Raw genomic sequence first — 16,810 nt, 5'->3', positions numbered from 1 at the left:
GGCGTCGGCGATACGCGCTCTTCTGCCCGGATTCGCTGTGAATTGATATCGATGGGAAACGTCCTGGCCATATAATGGAGGGCCGAAACATCCGTGGGCGAAAGCCCCGCAGACCATAAGGGGAATCCGATGCAAGCACAGAGGGCCGAGGGAACGAAGGATCTGATCGGGCGCGACATGCGCGCCTGGCAGCGCATGCAGGAGGTGGCGGCCAGCGTGTTCGAGCCCTATGGGTTCGACCCCATCGAGACGCCCGCCATCGAGCAGCTCGACGTCTTCGTGCACGGCATCGGCCAGTCGACCGACGTGGTGCGCAAGGAGATGTTCCGCGTCTTTTCCGGCGCCAACTTCGCGCGCGTCCTCGAGGAGGGCACCGATGCCAAGCTCAAGGCCAAGCAGCGCCTGGCGCTGCGCCCCGAGGGCACGGCGGGCGTCGTGCGCGCCGTGGTGGAGAACAACCTGGTGCCGCAGGGTTCGACGCCCTTCAAGGCGTATTACGCCGAGGCGATGTTTCGTGGCGAGCGTCCCCAGAAGGGCCGTCTGCGCCAGTTCCACCAGGTGGGCATCGAGTGGCTGGGCGCCCCCGACCCCGCGGCCGACGCCGAGTGCATCATCATGCTCATGGAGTTCTACAAGCGCCTGGGCTTCGACCTCTCGAAGCTCCGCCTGCTGATCAACTCGATGGGCGACCCCGCGTGCCGTCCCGCCTACCGCGATGCGGTGCGCTCGTTCATCCTCGATCACGCCGACGAGATGTGCGACGAGTGCCGCGAGCGCGCCGAGATCAACCCGCTGCGCGCCTTCGACTGCAAGAACGATCACTGCCGCGAGATCATGAAGGACGCCCCGCTCATGCGCGACAACCTGTGCGACGACTGCCGTGCGCATTACGAGCAGGTCAAGCGCTACCTCGACGCGGCGGGCATCGAGTACGTCGAGGACCCGACGCTCGTGCGCGGCCTCGACTACTACACCCGCACGGTGTTCGAGGTCGAGGCGCCCGGCGCGGGCGTGGGCTCCATCGGCGGCGGTGGCCGCTACGACGGGCTCGTGGAGCTCGAGGGCGGCAAGCCGACGCCCGGCGTGGGCTTTGCCGTGGGATTCGAGCGCGCGATGCTCGCCCTCGAGGCCTTCGGCGTGGACTTCGCCGCCGACACCGAGCCGTGCGTTTACGTGGCTAACGCGGGCGCTGACCTGCGCGGTGAGGTCTTCGGCATCACGCACGAGCTGCGCGCCGCAGGCATCCGCACGGAGGCCGACTACCAGGGCCGTTCGCTCAAGAGCCAGTTCAAGCAGGCCGACAAGGTGGGCGCGTCGCTCATCCTGGTCATCGGCGGCGACGAGCTTGCGGCCGGCAAGGTCAAGGTGCGCAACATGGTCTCGCACGACGAGGTGCTCGCCCCGCGTGACGAGATCGTGGCGACCGTGCGCGAGATGTTCGCATAGGGCGCGGGCCATATCGACAGGCGTTTGACGGCCGGGGCGGATCAGCGCATTCGCCCCGGCCGTTTTTGCGGTGCCGAAAAGGCGTGCGCCGCGCTGCCGTGCGGCCATCTGCCGACTTCGTGAAGCATTGGTTTCAAAGAAGGCAAATGGGGGATACTGCATCGGCTGGCGGCTGACTCGTTCTATACTGCCAGTGTTTCAAAGGTGTTCTTTTTTACCAACGGTACAGCTTGTCCCGTGAGCGGTCTGCTGACGGGCGTGCTGGAAGAAAGGACGGTGCGATACGTGACGGATACCGTAAGGCAATCGGGCGCCGAGGCCGAGCAGCAGCGTCGTGCGGAGCTGACCGCGCAGGTCAATGCGGTCGTAGCCGATATCGCCGAGGGCCCGCTCTCCGAGATCGAGATCCCCGAGAGCCTGCGCGACAACATCGCGCTGTTCCAGCGGCTCGAGCGCCGCGTGCTCAAGGAGTACGACCCGCGCATCTGCGAGCTGTTCGATGCCCTGCTGAGCGATGCCATCCATGCCAATGAGGGCAACCCGGGCACCATCGCCGCCAGCGAGGACGTTGACGATCAGGGTGTCCCCATGAACGATGAGGGCAGCGCCGGGGCGTTCCGCGACGCCGTGAGGCTCATCGACGAGCTGCCCATCGAGGAGATGGAGGTGCTCGTCCGCGCCTTCACCTCGTTTTTCCACCTTGCCAACCTCTGCGAGGAGAACTACCGCGTCGAGACGCTCCACGACCGCGAGCGGCTCGTGTCCATCGAGGCGGCGGTTGACCCGTCCAATGAGCTGACGGTGGCCTTCCGCCAGCTTATCGACGAGGTGGGCGTCGAGCGCGCGAGCGAGCTGCTGGGCAAGCTCGAGGTGCACCCCGTCTTCACCGCGCATCCCACCGAGGCGCGCCGCCGTGCGGTCGAGGGCAAGATCCGCCGCATCGGCAAGCTTCTTGCCGAGCGCCCGCGGCTGGGCGGCTCCGATCTCATGGAGAACGAGCGCCACATGCTGCAGGAGATCGACGCGCTCGTGCGCACCTCTCCGGTTGCCATCAAGAAGCCGACTCCCGTCGAGGAGGCCGACACGGTGATCGACATCTTCGATCACACGCTGTTCGACACGGTGCCGCAGATCTACCGCCGCTTCGACGCGTGGGTGCTGGGCGACGGCGCCGGTTTGGTGACCCCGGTCTGCCCGGCGTTCTTCCATCCCGGCAGCTGGATCGGTTCGGATCGCGACGGCAACCCCAACGTGACCGCCAAGGTGAGCCTGCAGGTTGCCGCCAAGTACTACAAGCACATGGTCTCGAAGCTCGCCGACAAGTGCTATCGCGTCGGCCGTAACCTCACGCTCGAGGCCAAGTACACCAAGGCTTCCGGCGAGCTGCTCAACCTGTGGAACCACCAGGTCGAGATGAGCGAGGAGTTCACGAGCCGCGCCGAGCTGATCTCGGCCTCCGAGCCGCACCGCGCGGTCATGCTCGTCATGGCCGACCGCCTGCGCGCGACCGTGGCCCGCGATGCCGACACCATGTACCGCACCTCGGCGGAGTTTTTGGCCGACCTGCGCGTGGTGCAGCGCTCGCTCGATGCCGCCGGCGCCTCGCGCGCGGCGTACGGTCCGGTGCAGACGCTCATCTGGCAGGCGGAGTCCTTCGGCTTCCACATGGTCGAGATGGAGTTCCGTCAGCATTCCGTCGTGCACAGCCGCGCGCTGGCCGACATTCGCGAGAACGGCATCCACGGCGAGCTCGCGCCCATGACGCGCGAGGTGCTCGATACCTTCCGCGCCATCGGCACGATCCAGAAGCGCTATTCCAAGAAAATGGCACATCGCTACATCATCTCGTTCACGAAGTCGGCCCAAAACGTCGCTGACGTCTACGAGCTGGCGCAGCTGGCGTTCGCCCATGCCGAAGACGTTCCGGGCCTCGATGTCATCCCGCTGTTCGAGCAGCTCGAGGACCTCGAGAACTGCGTCGATGTCCTGGACGACATGCTCGCGCTGCCCGCCGTGCAGAAGCGGCTGGAGCAGACCGGGCGCAAGATGGAGGTCATGCTCGGGTACTCGGACTCCGCGAAGGACGCCGGCCCCACGACCGCCACGCTCGCCCTGCACCGCGCGCAGCAGCGCATCGCCGAGTGGGCGGAGGCGCACGACATCGATCTCGTGCTCATGCACGGCCGCGGCGGCGCCGTGGGCCGCGGTGGCGGCCCCGCCAACCGCGCGGTGCTCGCCCAGCCCAAGGGCTCGGTCAAGTGCTTCTTCAAGGTGACCGAGCAGGGCGAGGTCATCTTCGCGCGCTACGGCAACCCCACGCTCGCGCAGCGCCATGTGGAGAACGTCGCCGCGGCGACGCTGCTCAACTCCGCGCCGTCGGTCGAGCGTACGAACACCGAGATGACCGAGCGCTTTGCCGATATGGCTGCCAAGCTCGACCACGTGGCGCACGAGCGCTACCTCGACCTGCTGCACACCGAGGACTTCGCTCCGTGGTTCTCGACCGTGACACCGCTCACCGAGGTCGGCCTGCTGCCCATCGGCAGCCGCCCGGCCAAGCGCGGCCTCGGCGCCACGTCGCTGGACGATCTGCGCACCATCCCCTGGGTGTTCTCGTGGAGCCAGGCGCGCATCAACCTCGCCGCCTGGTACGGCTTCGGTTCGGCCTGCGAGGCGCTCGGCGACCTCGAGGCGCTGCGCGAGGCCTACCGCGAGTGGCCGCTGTTCTCGACGTTCGTCGACAACCTGGAGATGTCCATCGCCAAGACCGATGCGCGCATCGCCAAGATGTACCTCGCGCTGGGCGACCGCAGCGACCTCGCGCGCGCCGTGTACGGCGAGATGCAGCTCACGCGCTCGTGGATTCTCGCCATCGTGGGCGATGAGTGGCCGCTCGAGCATCGTCGGGTGCTCGGTCGCGCCGTGCGCATCCGCGACCCGTACGTTGACGTCCTCTCGCTGGCCCAGGTGCGCGCCCTGCGCATCGTGCGCGACGAGGGCGGCGATCTGTCCGAGGAGGCGAAGGCCAAGTACCTGAGCCTGATCCTCGCCACCGTAACCGGTGTCTCCGCGGGTCTTCAGAACACGGGGTAACGCGCCCTTCGCGTGCGCGCCGCAACAGGTACCGCCCAAGGGCCCTTCGGGGCCCTTGTTTTTTGCCGAAGCTGCCGAACGCCTTGCGCAAGGGGGCGCATGAGGGCTTTGCTAGAATTGCGCCATCATACGTACGCTGCTCTGATGACGTTTTATCGATGTCATGCCGGGCGAGGGGAGGGAGATGGCGATGCTGAAGCGAACCCCTGAGCTGCTGGATGGGCTCGCGCGTACGCTCTGCGGTTCGGTTGCCTCGGATCGCGAGGTGTCGGGTGCGCTTGCCGCGCAGGTTGCGTCGGTTGCGGGCGCCCTGCACGAGGTGGCAGATTCCGCGCTTGTCGCGGCGTCGTCTTCCGAAGAGGTGCACACGGCGGCGTTGGAGCTGCGGGAGCGCATCGCCGCGCTGTCCCTGACCGATGCGGATGTCTGGCATGCGGGCGAGGTGCCCTTGGATGCGGGCGATCGTGCGCCGCTCGGCGTGTGGGATGCCGAGGAGGCTGCCCGCCGCGTCGTGCGTCGTCAAGCCGCGGTGCTTATGGATCTGGGAGAGCCCTCGATGCAGGTCGAGCACCTGTTCTCGCGCGAGCTGCTCGCCCTGTTCGGTCAGGTGCGTTGCCTCCGTGCCCGCGAGCGCAGGTATCGCGCCGATGAGCTCCTGGCCGCGTGGCGTCATGCCGTTGAGGCCCAGGCGCTGTTCGTGCTCGTGGCGCCGCTCGTCTTGCCGCTTGCGCCCGCCTTTCGCGCGAGCATCGAGCACTCGCTGGCAAGCGGTGACGCCCTGGCTGCTTCGGGCGGTCAGGCGACATCCCATGACGAGCTGCAGAAGCTGTGCGATCTGCTGGCCACCTGCGCGGGAGGATACCGGGACGCCTTCGGTGCATCGGCGACCCCAGCGCTTGCCGGCAAGCGCGCTGTGCAGATGACGATCCTGGGCATGAATCCGAATTTCGTGCATCTTCCGTCCCTGTTCGGGGGAGAGGATGAGGACGCACCCGCCGCTGTTCGCTTCGGACGCGACCGGTACCTGCGCCAGCTCCTGTCCGAGGAGCCCGCTGGTCAACCGCTGCGCGACCGTGGTCTGCAGGGTCGTTTCGTGCGGAACTGGTCGGCGATCGCGGACGGCGAGTGGCTTGCCATCAAGCGCGAGCGCTGGGGTGTATTGGAGCTGGTGTGCGGGCTCGACGATGACGGCTGCCTTGCCTGCGAGGACTGCGACCATCCGTTCACCTTGGGTGCAGATGCCGTGCGGGGCATCCTGCGCGACGCTGCGGAACGCCAGCGCGCCCTTCGTGCTATCGAGCGCGATGTGCTGTTCGATGCATCGCTTGCCGACCGTGCGCTCGAGGCGTTTCGCGCCGCTGCGCTGGATGGGAGCACTCAAGCGGGACCCTGCCTGCTGAGTGCCGAGCACTCGCTTCGCTGGCTGCCCGTCTGGCAGGATGGCGCTCAGACGCGCGCGCTGCTGGATGCGTGCCGCGCCCATCTGATGGACCGCTCGTTTGACGCGAGCGTCGTGGACGCGTTGTTCGAGGATATCGGCGAGCACCTGGCGCGGTTCCGCTTCGCGGACTGGGGAACTGCCGACGACGAGTTCGCGGATGCCCTGAGCGAGCTGGTTTGCGCGTTCGCCTGGAGTCCCATGAAGGCGCTGGATCTGCGCCAGGATCATATGACGGTCGACGCCATGGGCGATGAGCGGGCCGACGGGGTGTTTGCGCCCCTGACCGACCGCTCTCCGCTTGTGCTCTCGCTCGTGACGCCGGGGCGCGATGCGCGCTCGCCGCGGCTGACCGCCGTTGCGCCTGCTGTCCTGCCCCGACACGGCATGGACCTGCGGTGCGTGATGGGCAGGCAGAGCGCTGAGGCGGCGATCGACGGGTCGGTCGTCACCGTACGCAAGGAGCGCGCGGATGGATCGGTGCAACTCGTCGAGCGGTTCGCGTTCGCCGAGCAGATGCACGCCTGCCTCGGGGTTGTCGAGCGCGCCTGCGCCGCTGCGAGCGGGCGGTTGGCGGCGCTGGGGGCAGACGATGCGGTTGGCGTGCGGACCGCAGAGGAATGGCGTGCAGCTGGCAAAAGCTGGATGCTGCTGCCGGCGTACGGAAGCGTCTCGGGCGTCCATGCGGCGATCGTGCAGGCAGAAGGCGCATGGTGGTGCCTCGATGCGGGTTCGCATAACGGGACCGTCGTCGCGCGTGCGGCCGGCCGTGCGGCAGAGGCGTCTCGCCCGACTGCGCGGCTCTTCTGCATGGAGGGTCGCGAACGGCAGGACGGCTTGCGGGGCGGCCAGAAGCTGTTCGAGCGGACAGCTCGCCGTCTGCAATCCGCGGGCTACCAGACGGAGCTGGAGCCGGTGCAGGCAGTTCGCCTGGAATACGGCGACGTCATCATATTGGGCGAGGCGAAGGTGAGGGTCGCATGGCTGTAGGGATGATTCCGCAGACCGAGACGATGAGCGTCGATACCGCTGTGGATGCGGGCTGCGCGGAGCGCTTCGTGTGCAGCGAGCCCCCGAACGCGCCGACAGGCAATGTGAGCTGGCGAAGCGCGGTGTTTCGCGGGAGCTATATCGATGCGTCCGGCGTGGCGCGCCCTGCCCTGGTAAAGGCCTTTCGAACGCCCGCCATGTTTGCGCGCGAGGTTCGGGGCCTGGCGATCGCCGAGCTGCTGGGCATCGGCCCCAAGGCGTACATGCCCGCCGGCGTGCGGTGGCCCAAGCACGGGAGCTACTGCCTGCCCGACGGTCCCATCGACGATACGGCCCTCATGGTCTGCGAGGAGGATGCGGGCGTGAGCCTGCGCGCGGTGCTCGATGCCCGCTGGGCAGGTACCGACGGCGTTGACGCTGTCACGAAGCGCTTGGCTTCGCTGTCAGATGGGAGCTGGGAGGCGCTCTGCGCGAAGGTGCTGCTCGATCTGTGCGAGCAGGTCCGAGCGCTGCAGGAGGGGCGCGGGCGCATGATGCCGCCTTTGGTGCATGGCGATATCAAGCCGGACAACGTGTGCGTCCGCTTGTACGGGGAGGCTGGCGACGGGCGTTTCGACCCCCGGCTCGTTCGCGCCACGCTGATAGATTTCGAGGGCGTGGGGCCGGCGACGCTGCGCGAGGCGGCGCGACGTCCGATAACCCCGCGCTATGGGGCATACCTGGTGCGTACCGCCGCGCCGCGCGAGTACGACCTCGGCTGCATCGCGCTGCTGTTCCGCGAGCTCACCTGCGGGCCCTTGCCCGCAGCAGAGGCGTTTTGCGACTGGGCGTGGTTCAACGACGCTCCCACGCGTGCGATCTTTCGGTTCGTGCAGGCAGACGGCAGGTATTGCGGCGTCGGCGATGCCCGGGAACTCGCGAACACGGTCGACAGGCTTGCGGGGAAGCTCGGACTTGTTCGCATCGATGAGTTCTTCGATGGCGGCAAAGACGCCACGCACATCCGAGACGCCGTGCGCGACCTGACGGGCGGGCGTACCTGGATGGACATGAAGGACCTCGCGGAGGTGGGCGGTCGTCTGTGCGAAGAGCGTGCCGACCATGTTCCGATGCTTGCCCTGGCGATCTACCTTATCCGCGAGCGGGCTACGGGCAGATATATCGACGAGGGCCTTCCGGTCCCTGGCGAGATGGATTCCGGGCGCTACGAGGAGGCTGCCGAGCAGGCGCAGGAGTGGCTGGTGTTTCTGACCCGGGATCTCGGGCTGGTTTTGGCGCGGTCAGGTGAGGAACGCGGCGCTCGCGTGGAGCGGTTTTCTGCCGAAGAGCTCGCCCAACTCGAGCTGCTGGAGTGCACAAGGAGGCTCCGCGCGGCGCGCGAGGCGGAGATCCCCTTCACGCTCACCGAGCGCGATGGCCGTCTGATCGAGGATGCGCACGCGGCGAATCTGCAGGGCGGCTCGAAGGCCGCCGGGCGCATGCCTGCGCGCCTCAGCCTCGAGCGCGAGCGCATCCGCGCCGCTCGGCTCATGGCGCGCAAAACGGCCGAGAAGCTGATAGATACCTTATCTGAGCTTGGATTATCCCTCTTCCGATCCTAGCGCTCTTCGCGGGTGGCCTCATTGGCTACGTCCCCAATGAGGCCACGGGTCCTTGCGCAAGGGGTGCATCTGCTGCCGCCTATAACAGGGGCATCAGGTGGCAGGTGCGCGGTCGAGCGGGCTATACCGTCGAGTCGCGCCGGAAGATGGGACGGTGGTCGACGATGTCGCGAGGGCTCGACAAGACGTGTCTGGAGCAGCGCCGCGGGGAGGGAGGCGCGCTATGGGGTATCGGCTGGCATTCCGCACGAGGAGCCCAGCGCGAGCGAAACGAGGACCGCTGCCGCGTTGCGCATGGGGTCGTCGCAGGCTGCATCAGCGATGGCATCGACGGCCATCCAGCGGGAAGCGTCTACGCCGAATACATCAGCTGGGAGGTCGTGCGAAACATTGCGTACGGGTTCGAGCTTCCCGAGGCGGTGCTTCGCGCCAGCCAGCGCTCAAGCTCGGTGGCCGAGGTCCTCGACCTTGAGGCGAGTGGAATGATGATCGCCTGTGCGGCGTGCGACGACGACGGCAACGTGCGTGCCGCTCGTGTTGGGAATACCCGGGTGGTGTCCGTCGTGCCGGGCCATGGGGTGCAGGATGTCTTCGCTCAGCCGGATGGGGCGTCGGCGTCCGGGCTGGCTTCCCGCCCGCGGGTATGTCGCGATTACCCCCTGATCGAAGAGGTCCAGCTGACGCTCTTTCCCGGGTCTGCCCTCGTCCTCATGACCGATGGGGCGGCGCTCTATCCGCCGCAGGAGACCGTGGCGGAGGCTGCGACCTACGCGGCGACCTGCCCCGTGTTCGGGCCGCGCAACCAGCGTGCCGAAAACGCGGCGCGCACGATCGTGCGGGCGGCGCAGCTCCATGGAAGCCCTGATGACGCGACGGCGCTGGTGATCGCGCGCATCGCGTAAGGATTTGAAGGGCGCAGGTGCTATGACATGACGCTGGACGCGAAGAGAGATGAGGTCGATATGGGAACGATGATGGAACGAATCGTGGACGAGCTGGGGGAATGCCGTCCGAAGGTAGACGTAGATGCGAAGCCCCTGGGGGCAACCGGTGTGCTGGGCGACATCCTGCGCTGGCTGACGCGCGCAGGCTTCGATCGCAAGCTCGCCGACCCCGCGCCGCGCGAGATCATCCGCAACATCACGATTGAGGCGCTGGTGCAGGCGGCACCATGGGGTGGTGGCGGGCTCGAATTCCCCAACGACTACACCGTGGTCGTATCCGAGCAGACATGGCAAGATTTCTACAGCCGCGACACCGCGGGCATCTGCCGGCTGATCGAGCAGGCGGTGTGCCAGCGCCTTTCTAAAAAGGGAGGTTTCGCTGCGCCCCCGCGCGTCAGCATCGCGCCCGACGAGGATCTCGGCGAAGGGGTCTGGGGCCTGGAGGTGGCGTTTTTTCGCCCGGAGAAGGCGGCAGAGCAGGACGCCCTATCGGACGGTGCGGCGTAGGGTCGCTCGGGCGACGCACGGGGCGGTGCGTCCCACCTTTGCTTCCACTTTGTTAAGTCTGCTTGGAGCCTCCACTTTGTTCCTGTGGAGCGGGCGCTTTCGGCTATGCTAGTGCAACTGCTGCGCCGCGCTGTCTACGCGGGTGCGGCAATCTGTAGGAAAGCCGTCCGTACCGGCACGGGGCGGCACAGATCGAAAAAGGAGGATTCCTGTGGCACAGGATCACGCCGTCAATCCCGCTGACATCCATTCCATGCACACCCGCACCTGCGGTGAGCTGCGCGCCGCCAACATCGGCGAAGAGGTCACGCTCACCGGTTGGGTTAGCCGTCGCCGCGATCACGGCGGTCTTATCTTCTGCGACCTCCGCGACCGCGAGGGCATCACGCAGTGCACCTTCGACCCCGAGCACGCTGCGGGCGAGGCGTTCCACACCGCCGAGACCATGCGTCCCGAGTGGCCCATCCTCGTGCACGGCACCGTCATCGCCCGCGACGAGGACACGGTGAACCCCAAGCTCCCGACCGGTGAGATCGAGGTCCTGACCGACCGCGTCGAGGTGCTCAACCGCTCCAAGACCCCGCCGTTCCAGATCGAGGACGGCATCGAGACGTCTGAGGACACGCGCCTGCGCTATCGCTATCTGGACCTTCGTCGTCCCGAGATGATGGCCAACCTCAAGCTGCGTTCCGACTTCACCTTCGCCATCCGCACCGCGCTACACGACCGCGCCTTCATGGAGGTCGAGACCCCGTCGCTGTTCAAGTCCACGCCCGAGGGCGCGCGCGACTTCATCGTTCCCTCCCGCCTGCAGCCGGGCAGCTTCTACGCCCTGCCGCAGTCTCCGCAGCTGCTGAAGCAGCTGCTCATGGTGGGCGGCGTCGAGCGCTACTACCAGGTTGCCAAGTGCTTCCGCGACGAGGACCTGCGCGCCGACCGTCAGCCCGAGTTCACGCAGGTGGACATCGAGATGAGCTTCGTCGAGCAGGATGACGTCATGAGCGCGCTCGAGGACGTGCTGCACGACGCCTTCGCGCACATGGGCGTCGACATGCCCACGCCGCTGCGTCGCCTGTCCTACTGGGATGCCATGGACACCTACGGCACCGACAAGCCCGACACGCGCTACGGCATGACGCTCGTCGACCTGACCGACGTGTTCAAGAACTCCAAGTTCAAGGTGTTCGCCGGCGCCGCCAACACCGAGGGCCACGTGGTCAAGGCCATCAACGCCAAGGGTGCCGGCGCCTGGCCGCGCGCGCAGATCGACAAGCTCGCCAAGGTGGCCGAGACCTTCGGTGCCAAGGGCCTGGCGTGGATCGCCTTCCGCGAGGACGGCTCCATCAACAGCCCTATCGTCAAGTTCTTCGCCGACGAGGAGATGGAGGAGCTGCGCCGTCGCTGCGACGTCGAGCCCGGCGACCTCGTGATGTTCGCCGCCGGCCCGCGTCTTGCCTCCGACGAGATCCTGGGCGGCATGCGCTGCCACATGGCCGACGCCCTGGGCATCGAGCGCACCGGTCACGACTTCCTGTGGGTCGTCGACTTCCCGCTGTTCCACTGGGATGACGAGGCCAAGCGCTACGAGGCCGAGCATCAGCCCTTCACCCTGCCGCACGTCGACCAGCTCGATCTGCTCGAGACCGACCCGCTGGCCATGGGCAGCTGCACCTACGACTTCGTCATGGACGGCTTCGAGGCCGGTGGCGGCGGTATGCGTATCCACAACTCCGACCTGCAGCTCAAGATGCTCGAGTTCATGGGCTTCACCGAGGAGCGCGCCCGCAGCCAGTTCGGCTTCCTCATGGACGCCCTCGAGTTCGGCGCACCCCCGATGGGCGGCTTTGCGCTCGGTCTCGACCGCGTGTGCATGCTGCTCGCCGGCGCCGATTCCATCCGCGACGTCATGGCGTTCCCCAAGACCTCGAGCGGAAGCGACCTCATGTCCGCTGCCCCGAGCGAGGTCTCCATGGCCCAGCTCAAGGAAGTCGGCCTGCGCCTGATGTAGGCTCCCCTCGACCTGATCGGCCGGACTGAGGCACCGCACCTTGCCGCTCAAGCCTTCGGGCGCCGCACGCTAGGCGTGCGCCCTCGGCTTTCACGGCAATCTGCGGCACCTCAGCCGGCCGTCTCCGTTGTGGGTGTCGACAAGATGGTGCCAAGTACAAACTTGTCGCATGACAGTTAGGACGGGGCCCAGTGTCATGCTTTCTGAAAAATCGGGACCTGTCCCCAAGCTTGCAAAGCCCTCGGATCCTCAGGGACCCGAGGGCTTCGTTGTGACAAGTTTGGACCTGGCACCATCTTGTCACTACAGGGTGAGGCCGGCGCCGTTTCTCGCGATGACGTCGCGGTACCAGGCGAAGGAATCCTTGCGGTAGCGGCGGCACTCACGCGGGTCGTCATCGGTGCGGTCGACGTAGATGAAGCCGTAGCGCTTCTTCACGCCGTTGCTCGTGGAGAGCAGATCGAGCGCCGACCACGGACAGTAGGCGAGCATCTGCACGCCGTAGTCCATCGCGCGCTTCATGGCGGCGATGTGGCGCCCGAGGTAATCGATGCGGTACGGGTCGTGCACGCTGCCGTCTGCCTCGAGCATGTCGAAGGCGCCGAGACCGTTCTCGCACACCATGAGTGGCTTGCCGTAGCGCATCCAGATATCGCGCAGCAGGTATTCGAGGCCGATCGGGTCGATGGCCCAGTCCCAGTCGTTCGTGTCGAGCAGCGGGTTCTTGCACATCTCGTAGAAGCCCGGGTGCGTCTCGAAGCCGCTGATGTCGCCCTTCTTGCCGGTAAGGTTCACGCCGTTCCAGCGCATCTCGCGCGTGCCGTCATCGGGGCAGGCCTTTGCGCACTCGCTCGCGTAGTAGTTGATGCCCAGCATGTCCGAGGTCCCGCTCGCGATGAGCTCCATGTCGCCCGGCTCGATCTTGGGCGCAAGCCCGTGGCGCTCCAGGTAGGCCATGGCCGAATCGGTGTACTTCCCCTTGAAATAGATGTCCAGGTAGTACCCGTTGCGCAGATCGTGCGCGTTCTGCGCCGCCATGACGTCCTCGGCGCGGGAGGTCAGCGGGTAGATGGGGGAGTAGCCAATCACCGACCCCACCATGCCGCCGGGCACGAGCTCGTGCACGAGGTTGCACGCGATGGCGTGCGCAAGGTTCATATGGTGGTTGATCTGGTAGCGCAGCTGGTTGTTGTCGCGATGCTCCTCGGGGATGTAGCACTTCTGCGTCCAGTACTGGACGATGATGCTCTGCTCGTTGATGGTTGTCCAGTACTTCACCTGGTCGCGAAACTCGGTGATGATCAGACGTGCGTACGCCTCGAAGTCATCGACTACCTGGCGCGAGATCCAGCCGCCGTAGCGCTCCACGAGCGCCCAGGGCAGGTCGTAGTGGTAGAGCGTCACGATGGGCTCGATGCCGTGGGCGATAAGCTCGTCGATCAGGTCGTGGTAGAACTTGAGACCCGCGGGGTTCACGGCCCCCGTGCCATCGGGGATCACGCGGCTCCAGGCGATCGAGAAGCGGTACGTCTTGAGGCCCATCTCGGCCATGAGAGCCACATCCTCGCGGAAGTGGTGGTAGTGATCGCTCGTGACCTCGGCGGTCGCAAAGCCGCGCTCGCGGTAGTTGTTCTGGTTGATGATGTCTTGCTGGGACGCCTTCTTGCCGTCCTCGTACGCGGCGCCTTCAACCTGGTAGGCGCTCGTGGAGGCTCCCCACAGAAAACCGTCGGGGAAGGCGGTGGTGGTGTAGGCCATGACGGCTCCTTTCGTGCGCTCGCCACTCGGGTGGGCGCAAAGATTTCGGATGGGGCGCTATTTGGCTGCGGCGAAGCGCTTGCTCACCGCGAGCGTCGCGATGAAGCCGACGACGACCGAGATCGCCATGACGCCAAGCGCCAGCCACAGGTTGGTAAAGGAACCGTCCGGGCTGATGTAGGCAGGGAAGGCGATGAAGCTACAAGCGGTGATGACGTACTGCGTCATGCCGGTGAGGCCGGCGATGATACCGCCGATGCCGCCGCCGACCATGGCGCCGATGAGCGGGAAACGCTTGGTGAACAGGACGCCGTACACGCCGGGCTCGGTCACGGAGCACAGGGCGGTCACGCCGGCGCTCACGGCCACGGACTTGTCGTCGAGGTTCTTCTCGACGCGCGAGGCGGCAAAGCAGGCGCCTGCGACGGCCATGTTCGCGGCGACCATGCCGGCGCAGATGAGCGGGTCGGAGCCGACCTCGGACATGAGGATGAACTGCAGCGGGTACAGGGCGTTGTTCATACCGAAGAACACGAGGAACGGGGTGAAGCAGCCCACGAAGGCGACTGCCACGGGCGGGCAGGCGTGGTAGATGGCGAGAAGGATGTTGGCCAGGCCCTCACCCACGGTCGGGGAGATGATATTAGGAAAGTGGCTATAACCCTTGAAAATCAAGGGAATATTAAAAAATAAAATCTATCACATTACGCAAAACGCCGTCCGTGGAGACCACCGGGCGGCGTTTTTGCGTAGAGGTAGGTTTGAAGGAGGTGAAAATCGAAAAAAGCAGGCACATTATTTTTAAGGCAAATTTTGTGCAACATGTTATAAGCAAATGAAATTGTCACCCCTCGTTTTTTGATTCTGTCACCCCGCGACCCCCCGGTCCCCTAGCGTAGCCCTCAGCCGAAGGAGGACACATGGATAAGAGGACCAAGGAGAGGGCGATCGAGCTGCTTGTCGCCAAGAGATCCGACCCCTCGATCAGCTACGCGGACATCGAGCGCAAGACCGGGTACAGCCGCCGCCAGCTGATGAGGCTGTCGAAGCGCGTCGAGCAGCTCGGGCCTGAGGGCGCAGCGGCGCACGGCAACGCCGGCCGCAGGCCGGCGACCGCGGCGACCGATGACGAGATCCGCTACCTGAGGAAGTTCAAGGAGCCCTACAGGTCGATAACGATCGCCCAGTTCAGGGACATATTCATCGAGGACGTGATCGAGAACCCGGACAGGCGGGACGACGTCGAGCGGTACGGGCTCGTCGCCCGCTCGAGATCCTGGTTCCGCGAGCTGTTCAGGCGCGAGGGGTGGCGGTCTCCGGCACAGAGGCCCGAGCGCGCCCGCGGCGGGCGCGCCGCGCACCCGATCCGCGAGCCCATGCCGCGCAGGGGGATGCTCGTGCAGGTCGACGGGACGCCGTACGACTGGTTCGGCAACGGCGACGCCCGCGTGCTCCACATCGCCGTCGACGACGCCACCACCGAGGCCCTCTCCGGGTGCTTCATGCCCATCGAGTGCATGCGCGGGTACGCCCGGATGGCGGAGCGCATGGTCCGCAGGAGCGGGGCGCCCGAGGCCGTGTACTCCGACAGGCACTCCGTGTTCCGCAGCTCGAAGGGCGGGGCGGCCACGCAGCTCTCGATGATGCTGTCCGACCTGGGGGTGCGCATGGTGTTCGCGGGGTCCCCGCAGGCCAAGGGCCGCGTCGAGCGCCACAACCTCACCGGCCAGCTCAGGCTCGTGAACGACATCATCCGCTTCGGGATAGAGGACTACGACCACCTCGACTCGTGGTTCGACGAGTTCTACGTCGACTACCTGAACCGGAAGTTCTCGTTCCCGCCTGCGGAGCCGGGGAGCGAGTTCAGGCGCATGCCTGAGGGCTTCGACTACTCCTCGGTGTTCCGGATCAGGCTCACGAGGATATCGCGCAGCGGGATGATCTCGTACGAGATGGGCCTCTACCGGATGGTGGATGGCGACGGCGTGGTCTACGACCCGGGAGAGGGCGTCAGGGTCAACCTGTTCATCGACGTGTGGACCGAGGAGATGTACGTCGAGCGCTACGGGAAGCGCTACGCGTGCGTCCTCTGCGGGGTGCGGGAGCACAGGAAGAGCGACCTCGCGGGGAACCAGAGGGGGCTGCAGGACCTGCTCAGGAAGATGCGCGGATGACGCGGCGCGACGTCTCTGGGGGTGACATTTTCAAAAAACTTCAACACAAATTTTGTGCAACACTCCAAATTTTCAAGAAGGAGGTTAGCAATGGCAGACGAAAAAATACATTGGCAACCAGCAAAAGCGCAAAAATCCAGACGGAGATCGAGAAGGTCAAGGCCAAGATCACCGAACAGCAGGCCCGGCTGAAGGAGCTGGAGCAGAAAAAGATGGAGGCGGAGAACACCGAAATCGTGGACATCGTGCGGGGCCTGAGTAATTCTCTGGACGACCTGCCCGCGCTGCTCCAGACCATCCAGGCCGGTGGCGGTATGGGACAAAGTGTCCCGAAGGCCGCCGATCCCAACGACAAGGAGGACACGGAGGAATGAAACAATTTCACAGAATGGCGGCGGCGCTTTGCGCCGTCTTTTTGCTTTGCGGCTTTGTGATCCCGGCCTATGCCTCTGCCTATGCCGACGGCGGCGAGGGCGCAGACTACGGCGACCCCACCATGACCGAGGAAACCACCACGCCCGAGCCGGAGTCCACCCCCGAGCCGGAGCCCACGGTGGAACCGGGCGAGGGCTTTGACCAGGAAGACAATCTTGTGACCCGCGACCTGCTCTATGACAAGCACACCAACAAGCAGTTTATCACGGTCCAGACCAGCGGCGGCAACACCTTCTACATCGTGATCGACTACGACAAGCCGGTAAACGAGGACCGTAGATTTGCAAATTGCAAAGGGTTAACTTTTTGCCGGATGCCCTTCACAAAGTGCGCGCTGTGTGATAGTTTACCGTATGAAACATAGACGAGGCTAACTTTTGCTGCAGACGCTCCGCCTATGGTCGACTATCACTGAC

At 65.7% G+C, this 16,810-nt stretch carries 12 protein-coding genes; 10 read left to right on the top strand and 2 right to left on the bottom strand.

Features of this window, described 5'->3' with window-relative positions:
• Positions 1 to 129 precede the first annotated feature (129 nt).
• The 7 genes from hisS (at position 130) to aspS (ending at position 12,027) form a co-directional block, all read left to right on the top strand.
• Positions 130 to 1,446: a histidine--tRNA ligase gene (hisS, locus tag H6A16_RS07485; RefSeq protein WP_204617743.1), complete on the top strand. Its 1,317-nt coding sequence runs from the start codon at positions 130 to 132 to the stop codon at positions 1,444 to 1,446.
• Between the two features lie 342 nt (positions 1,447 to 1,788).
• Entirely contained in the window at positions 1,789 to 4,539 is a 2,751-nt protein-coding gene (locus H6A16_RS07480) for a phosphoenolpyruvate carboxylase (RefSeq protein WP_239458279.1), read from the top strand.
• A gap of 190 nt (positions 4,540 to 4,729) precedes the next feature.
• Positions 4,730 to 6,967, top strand: coding sequence for an FHA domain-containing protein (locus H6A16_RS07475; RefSeq protein ID WP_204617739.1), 2,238 nt, complete (start codon positions 4,730 to 4,732; stop codon positions 6,965 to 6,967).
• Complete coding sequence (locus H6A16_RS07470; RefSeq protein WP_204617737.1) at positions 6,958 to 8,568, top strand: hypothetical protein; 1,611 nt, start codon at positions 6,958 to 6,960, stop codon at positions 8,566 to 8,568. Before H6A16_RS07475 ends, H6A16_RS07470 begins: the two co-directional genes overlap by 10 nt.
• A 164-nt stretch (positions 8,569 to 8,732) precedes the next feature.
• Complete coding sequence (locus tag H6A16_RS07465) at positions 8,733 to 9,470, top strand: SpoIIE family protein phosphatase (RefSeq protein ID WP_204617735.1); 738 nt, start codon at positions 8,733 to 8,735, stop codon at positions 9,468 to 9,470.
• A 27-nt stretch (positions 9,471 to 9,497) separates the two neighbouring features.
• A complete protein-coding gene (locus H6A16_RS07460) occupies positions 9,498 to 10,019 on the top strand; it encodes an FhaA domain-containing protein (protein ID WP_204617732.1) in 522 nt (173 codons plus the stop codon).
• Between the two features lie 253 nt (positions 10,020 to 10,272).
• On the top strand, positions 10,273 to 12,027 hold the full coding sequence (aspS, locus tag H6A16_RS07455) for an aspartate--tRNA ligase (RefSeq protein WP_204617854.1): 1,755 nt from the start codon (positions 10,273 to 10,275) through the stop codon (positions 12,025 to 12,027).
• A gap of 303 nt (positions 12,028 to 12,330) precedes the next feature.
• Here the strand turns inward: aspS and H6A16_RS07450 are convergent, their stop codons facing one another.
• Both H6A16_RS07450 and H6A16_RS07445 read right to left on the bottom strand, forming a co-directional pair.
• Positions 12,331 to 13,785, bottom strand: coding sequence for a glycoside hydrolase family 1 protein (locus H6A16_RS07450; RefSeq protein WP_204617730.1), 1,455 nt, complete (start codon positions 13,783 to 13,785; stop codon positions 12,331 to 12,333).
• A gap of 57 nt (positions 13,786 to 13,842) precedes the next feature.
• Positions 13,843 to 14,460, bottom strand: a complete 618-nt coding sequence (locus H6A16_RS07445; RefSeq protein WP_239458275.1) for a PTS transporter subunit EIIC — start codon at positions 14,458 to 14,460, stop codon at positions 13,843 to 13,845.
• Positions 14,461 to 14,705: 245 nt separating this feature from the next.
• Between H6A16_RS07445 and H6A16_RS07440 the strand changes: the two genes are divergently transcribed.
• From H6A16_RS07440 to H6A16_RS07430, 3 genes are read left to right on the top strand one after another with little or no spacing between them, the layout of a single operon-like run.
• Complete coding sequence (locus H6A16_RS07440) at positions 14,706 to 15,959, top strand: DDE-type integrase/transposase/recombinase (RefSeq protein ID WP_204617728.1); 1,254 nt, start codon at positions 14,706 to 14,708, stop codon at positions 15,957 to 15,959.
• Positions 15,956 to 16,333 carry a DUF4315 family protein gene (locus H6A16_RS07435; protein ID WP_239458274.1) on the top strand — a complete coding sequence of 126 codons (378 nt, stop codon included), beginning with the start codon at positions 15,956 to 15,958 and terminating at the stop codon, positions 16,331 to 16,333. Before H6A16_RS07440 ends, H6A16_RS07435 begins: the two co-directional genes overlap by 4 nt.
• Entirely contained in the window at positions 16,330 to 16,758 is a 429-nt protein-coding gene (locus tag H6A16_RS07430; RefSeq protein WP_204617725.1) for a CD1107 family mobile element protein, read from the top strand. The genes H6A16_RS07435 and H6A16_RS07430 overlap by 4 nt, the downstream gene beginning before the upstream one ends.
• Positions 16,759 to 16,810 lie beyond the last annotated feature (52 nt).

Origin of the sequence: Collinsella tanakaei (genome assembly GCF_016900375.1) — a bacterium.
In the GTDB taxonomy this organism is placed as follows: domain Bacteria; phylum Actinomycetota; class Coriobacteriia; order Coriobacteriales; family Coriobacteriaceae; genus Collinsella.
The sequence above is the reverse complement of the archived record's forward strand: the minus strand, read 5'-3'. Positions and strand labels throughout refer to the sequence as shown.

What these genes read in the sequence shown, in the direction of transcription:
- hisS (WP_204617743.1), top strand. Translation starts at nt 130, where the DNA reads ATGCAAGCACAGAGGGCCGAGGGAACGAAGGATCTGATCGGGCGCGAC.
- H6A16_RS07475 (WP_204617739.1), top strand. Translation starts at nt 4,730, where the DNA reads ATGCTGAAGCGAACCCCTGAGCTGCTGGATGGGCTCGCGCGTACGCTC.
- H6A16_RS07470 (WP_204617737.1), top strand. Translation starts at nt 6,958, where the DNA reads ATGGCTGTAGGGATGATTCCGCAGACCGAGACGATGAGCGTCGATACC.
- H6A16_RS07465 (WP_204617735.1), top strand. Translation starts at nt 8,733, where the DNA reads ATGTCGCGAGGGCTCGACAAGACGTGTCTGGAGCAGCGCCGCGGGGAG.
- H6A16_RS07460 (WP_204617732.1), top strand. Translation starts at nt 9,498, where the DNA reads ATGACGCTGGACGCGAAGAGAGATGAGGTCGATATGGGAACGATGATG.
- aspS (WP_204617854.1), top strand. Translation starts at nt 10,273, where the DNA reads ATGCACACCCGCACCTGCGGTGAGCTGCGCGCCGCCAACATCGGCGAA.
- H6A16_RS07450 (WP_204617730.1), bottom strand. Translation starts at nt 13,785, where the DNA reads ATGGCCTACACCACCACCGCCTTCCCCGACGGTTTTCTGTGGGGAGCC.
- H6A16_RS07440 (WP_204617728.1), top strand. Translation starts at nt 14,706, where the DNA reads ATGGATAAGAGGACCAAGGAGAGGGCGATCGAGCTGCTTGTCGCCAAG.
- H6A16_RS07435 (WP_239458274.1), top strand. Translation starts at nt 15,956, where the DNA reads ATGACGCGGCGCGACGTCTCTGGGGGTGACATTTTCAAAAAACTTCAA.
- H6A16_RS07430 (WP_204617725.1), top strand. Translation starts at nt 16,330, where the DNA reads ATGAAACAATTTCACAGAATGGCGGCGGCGCTTTGCGCCGTCTTTTTG.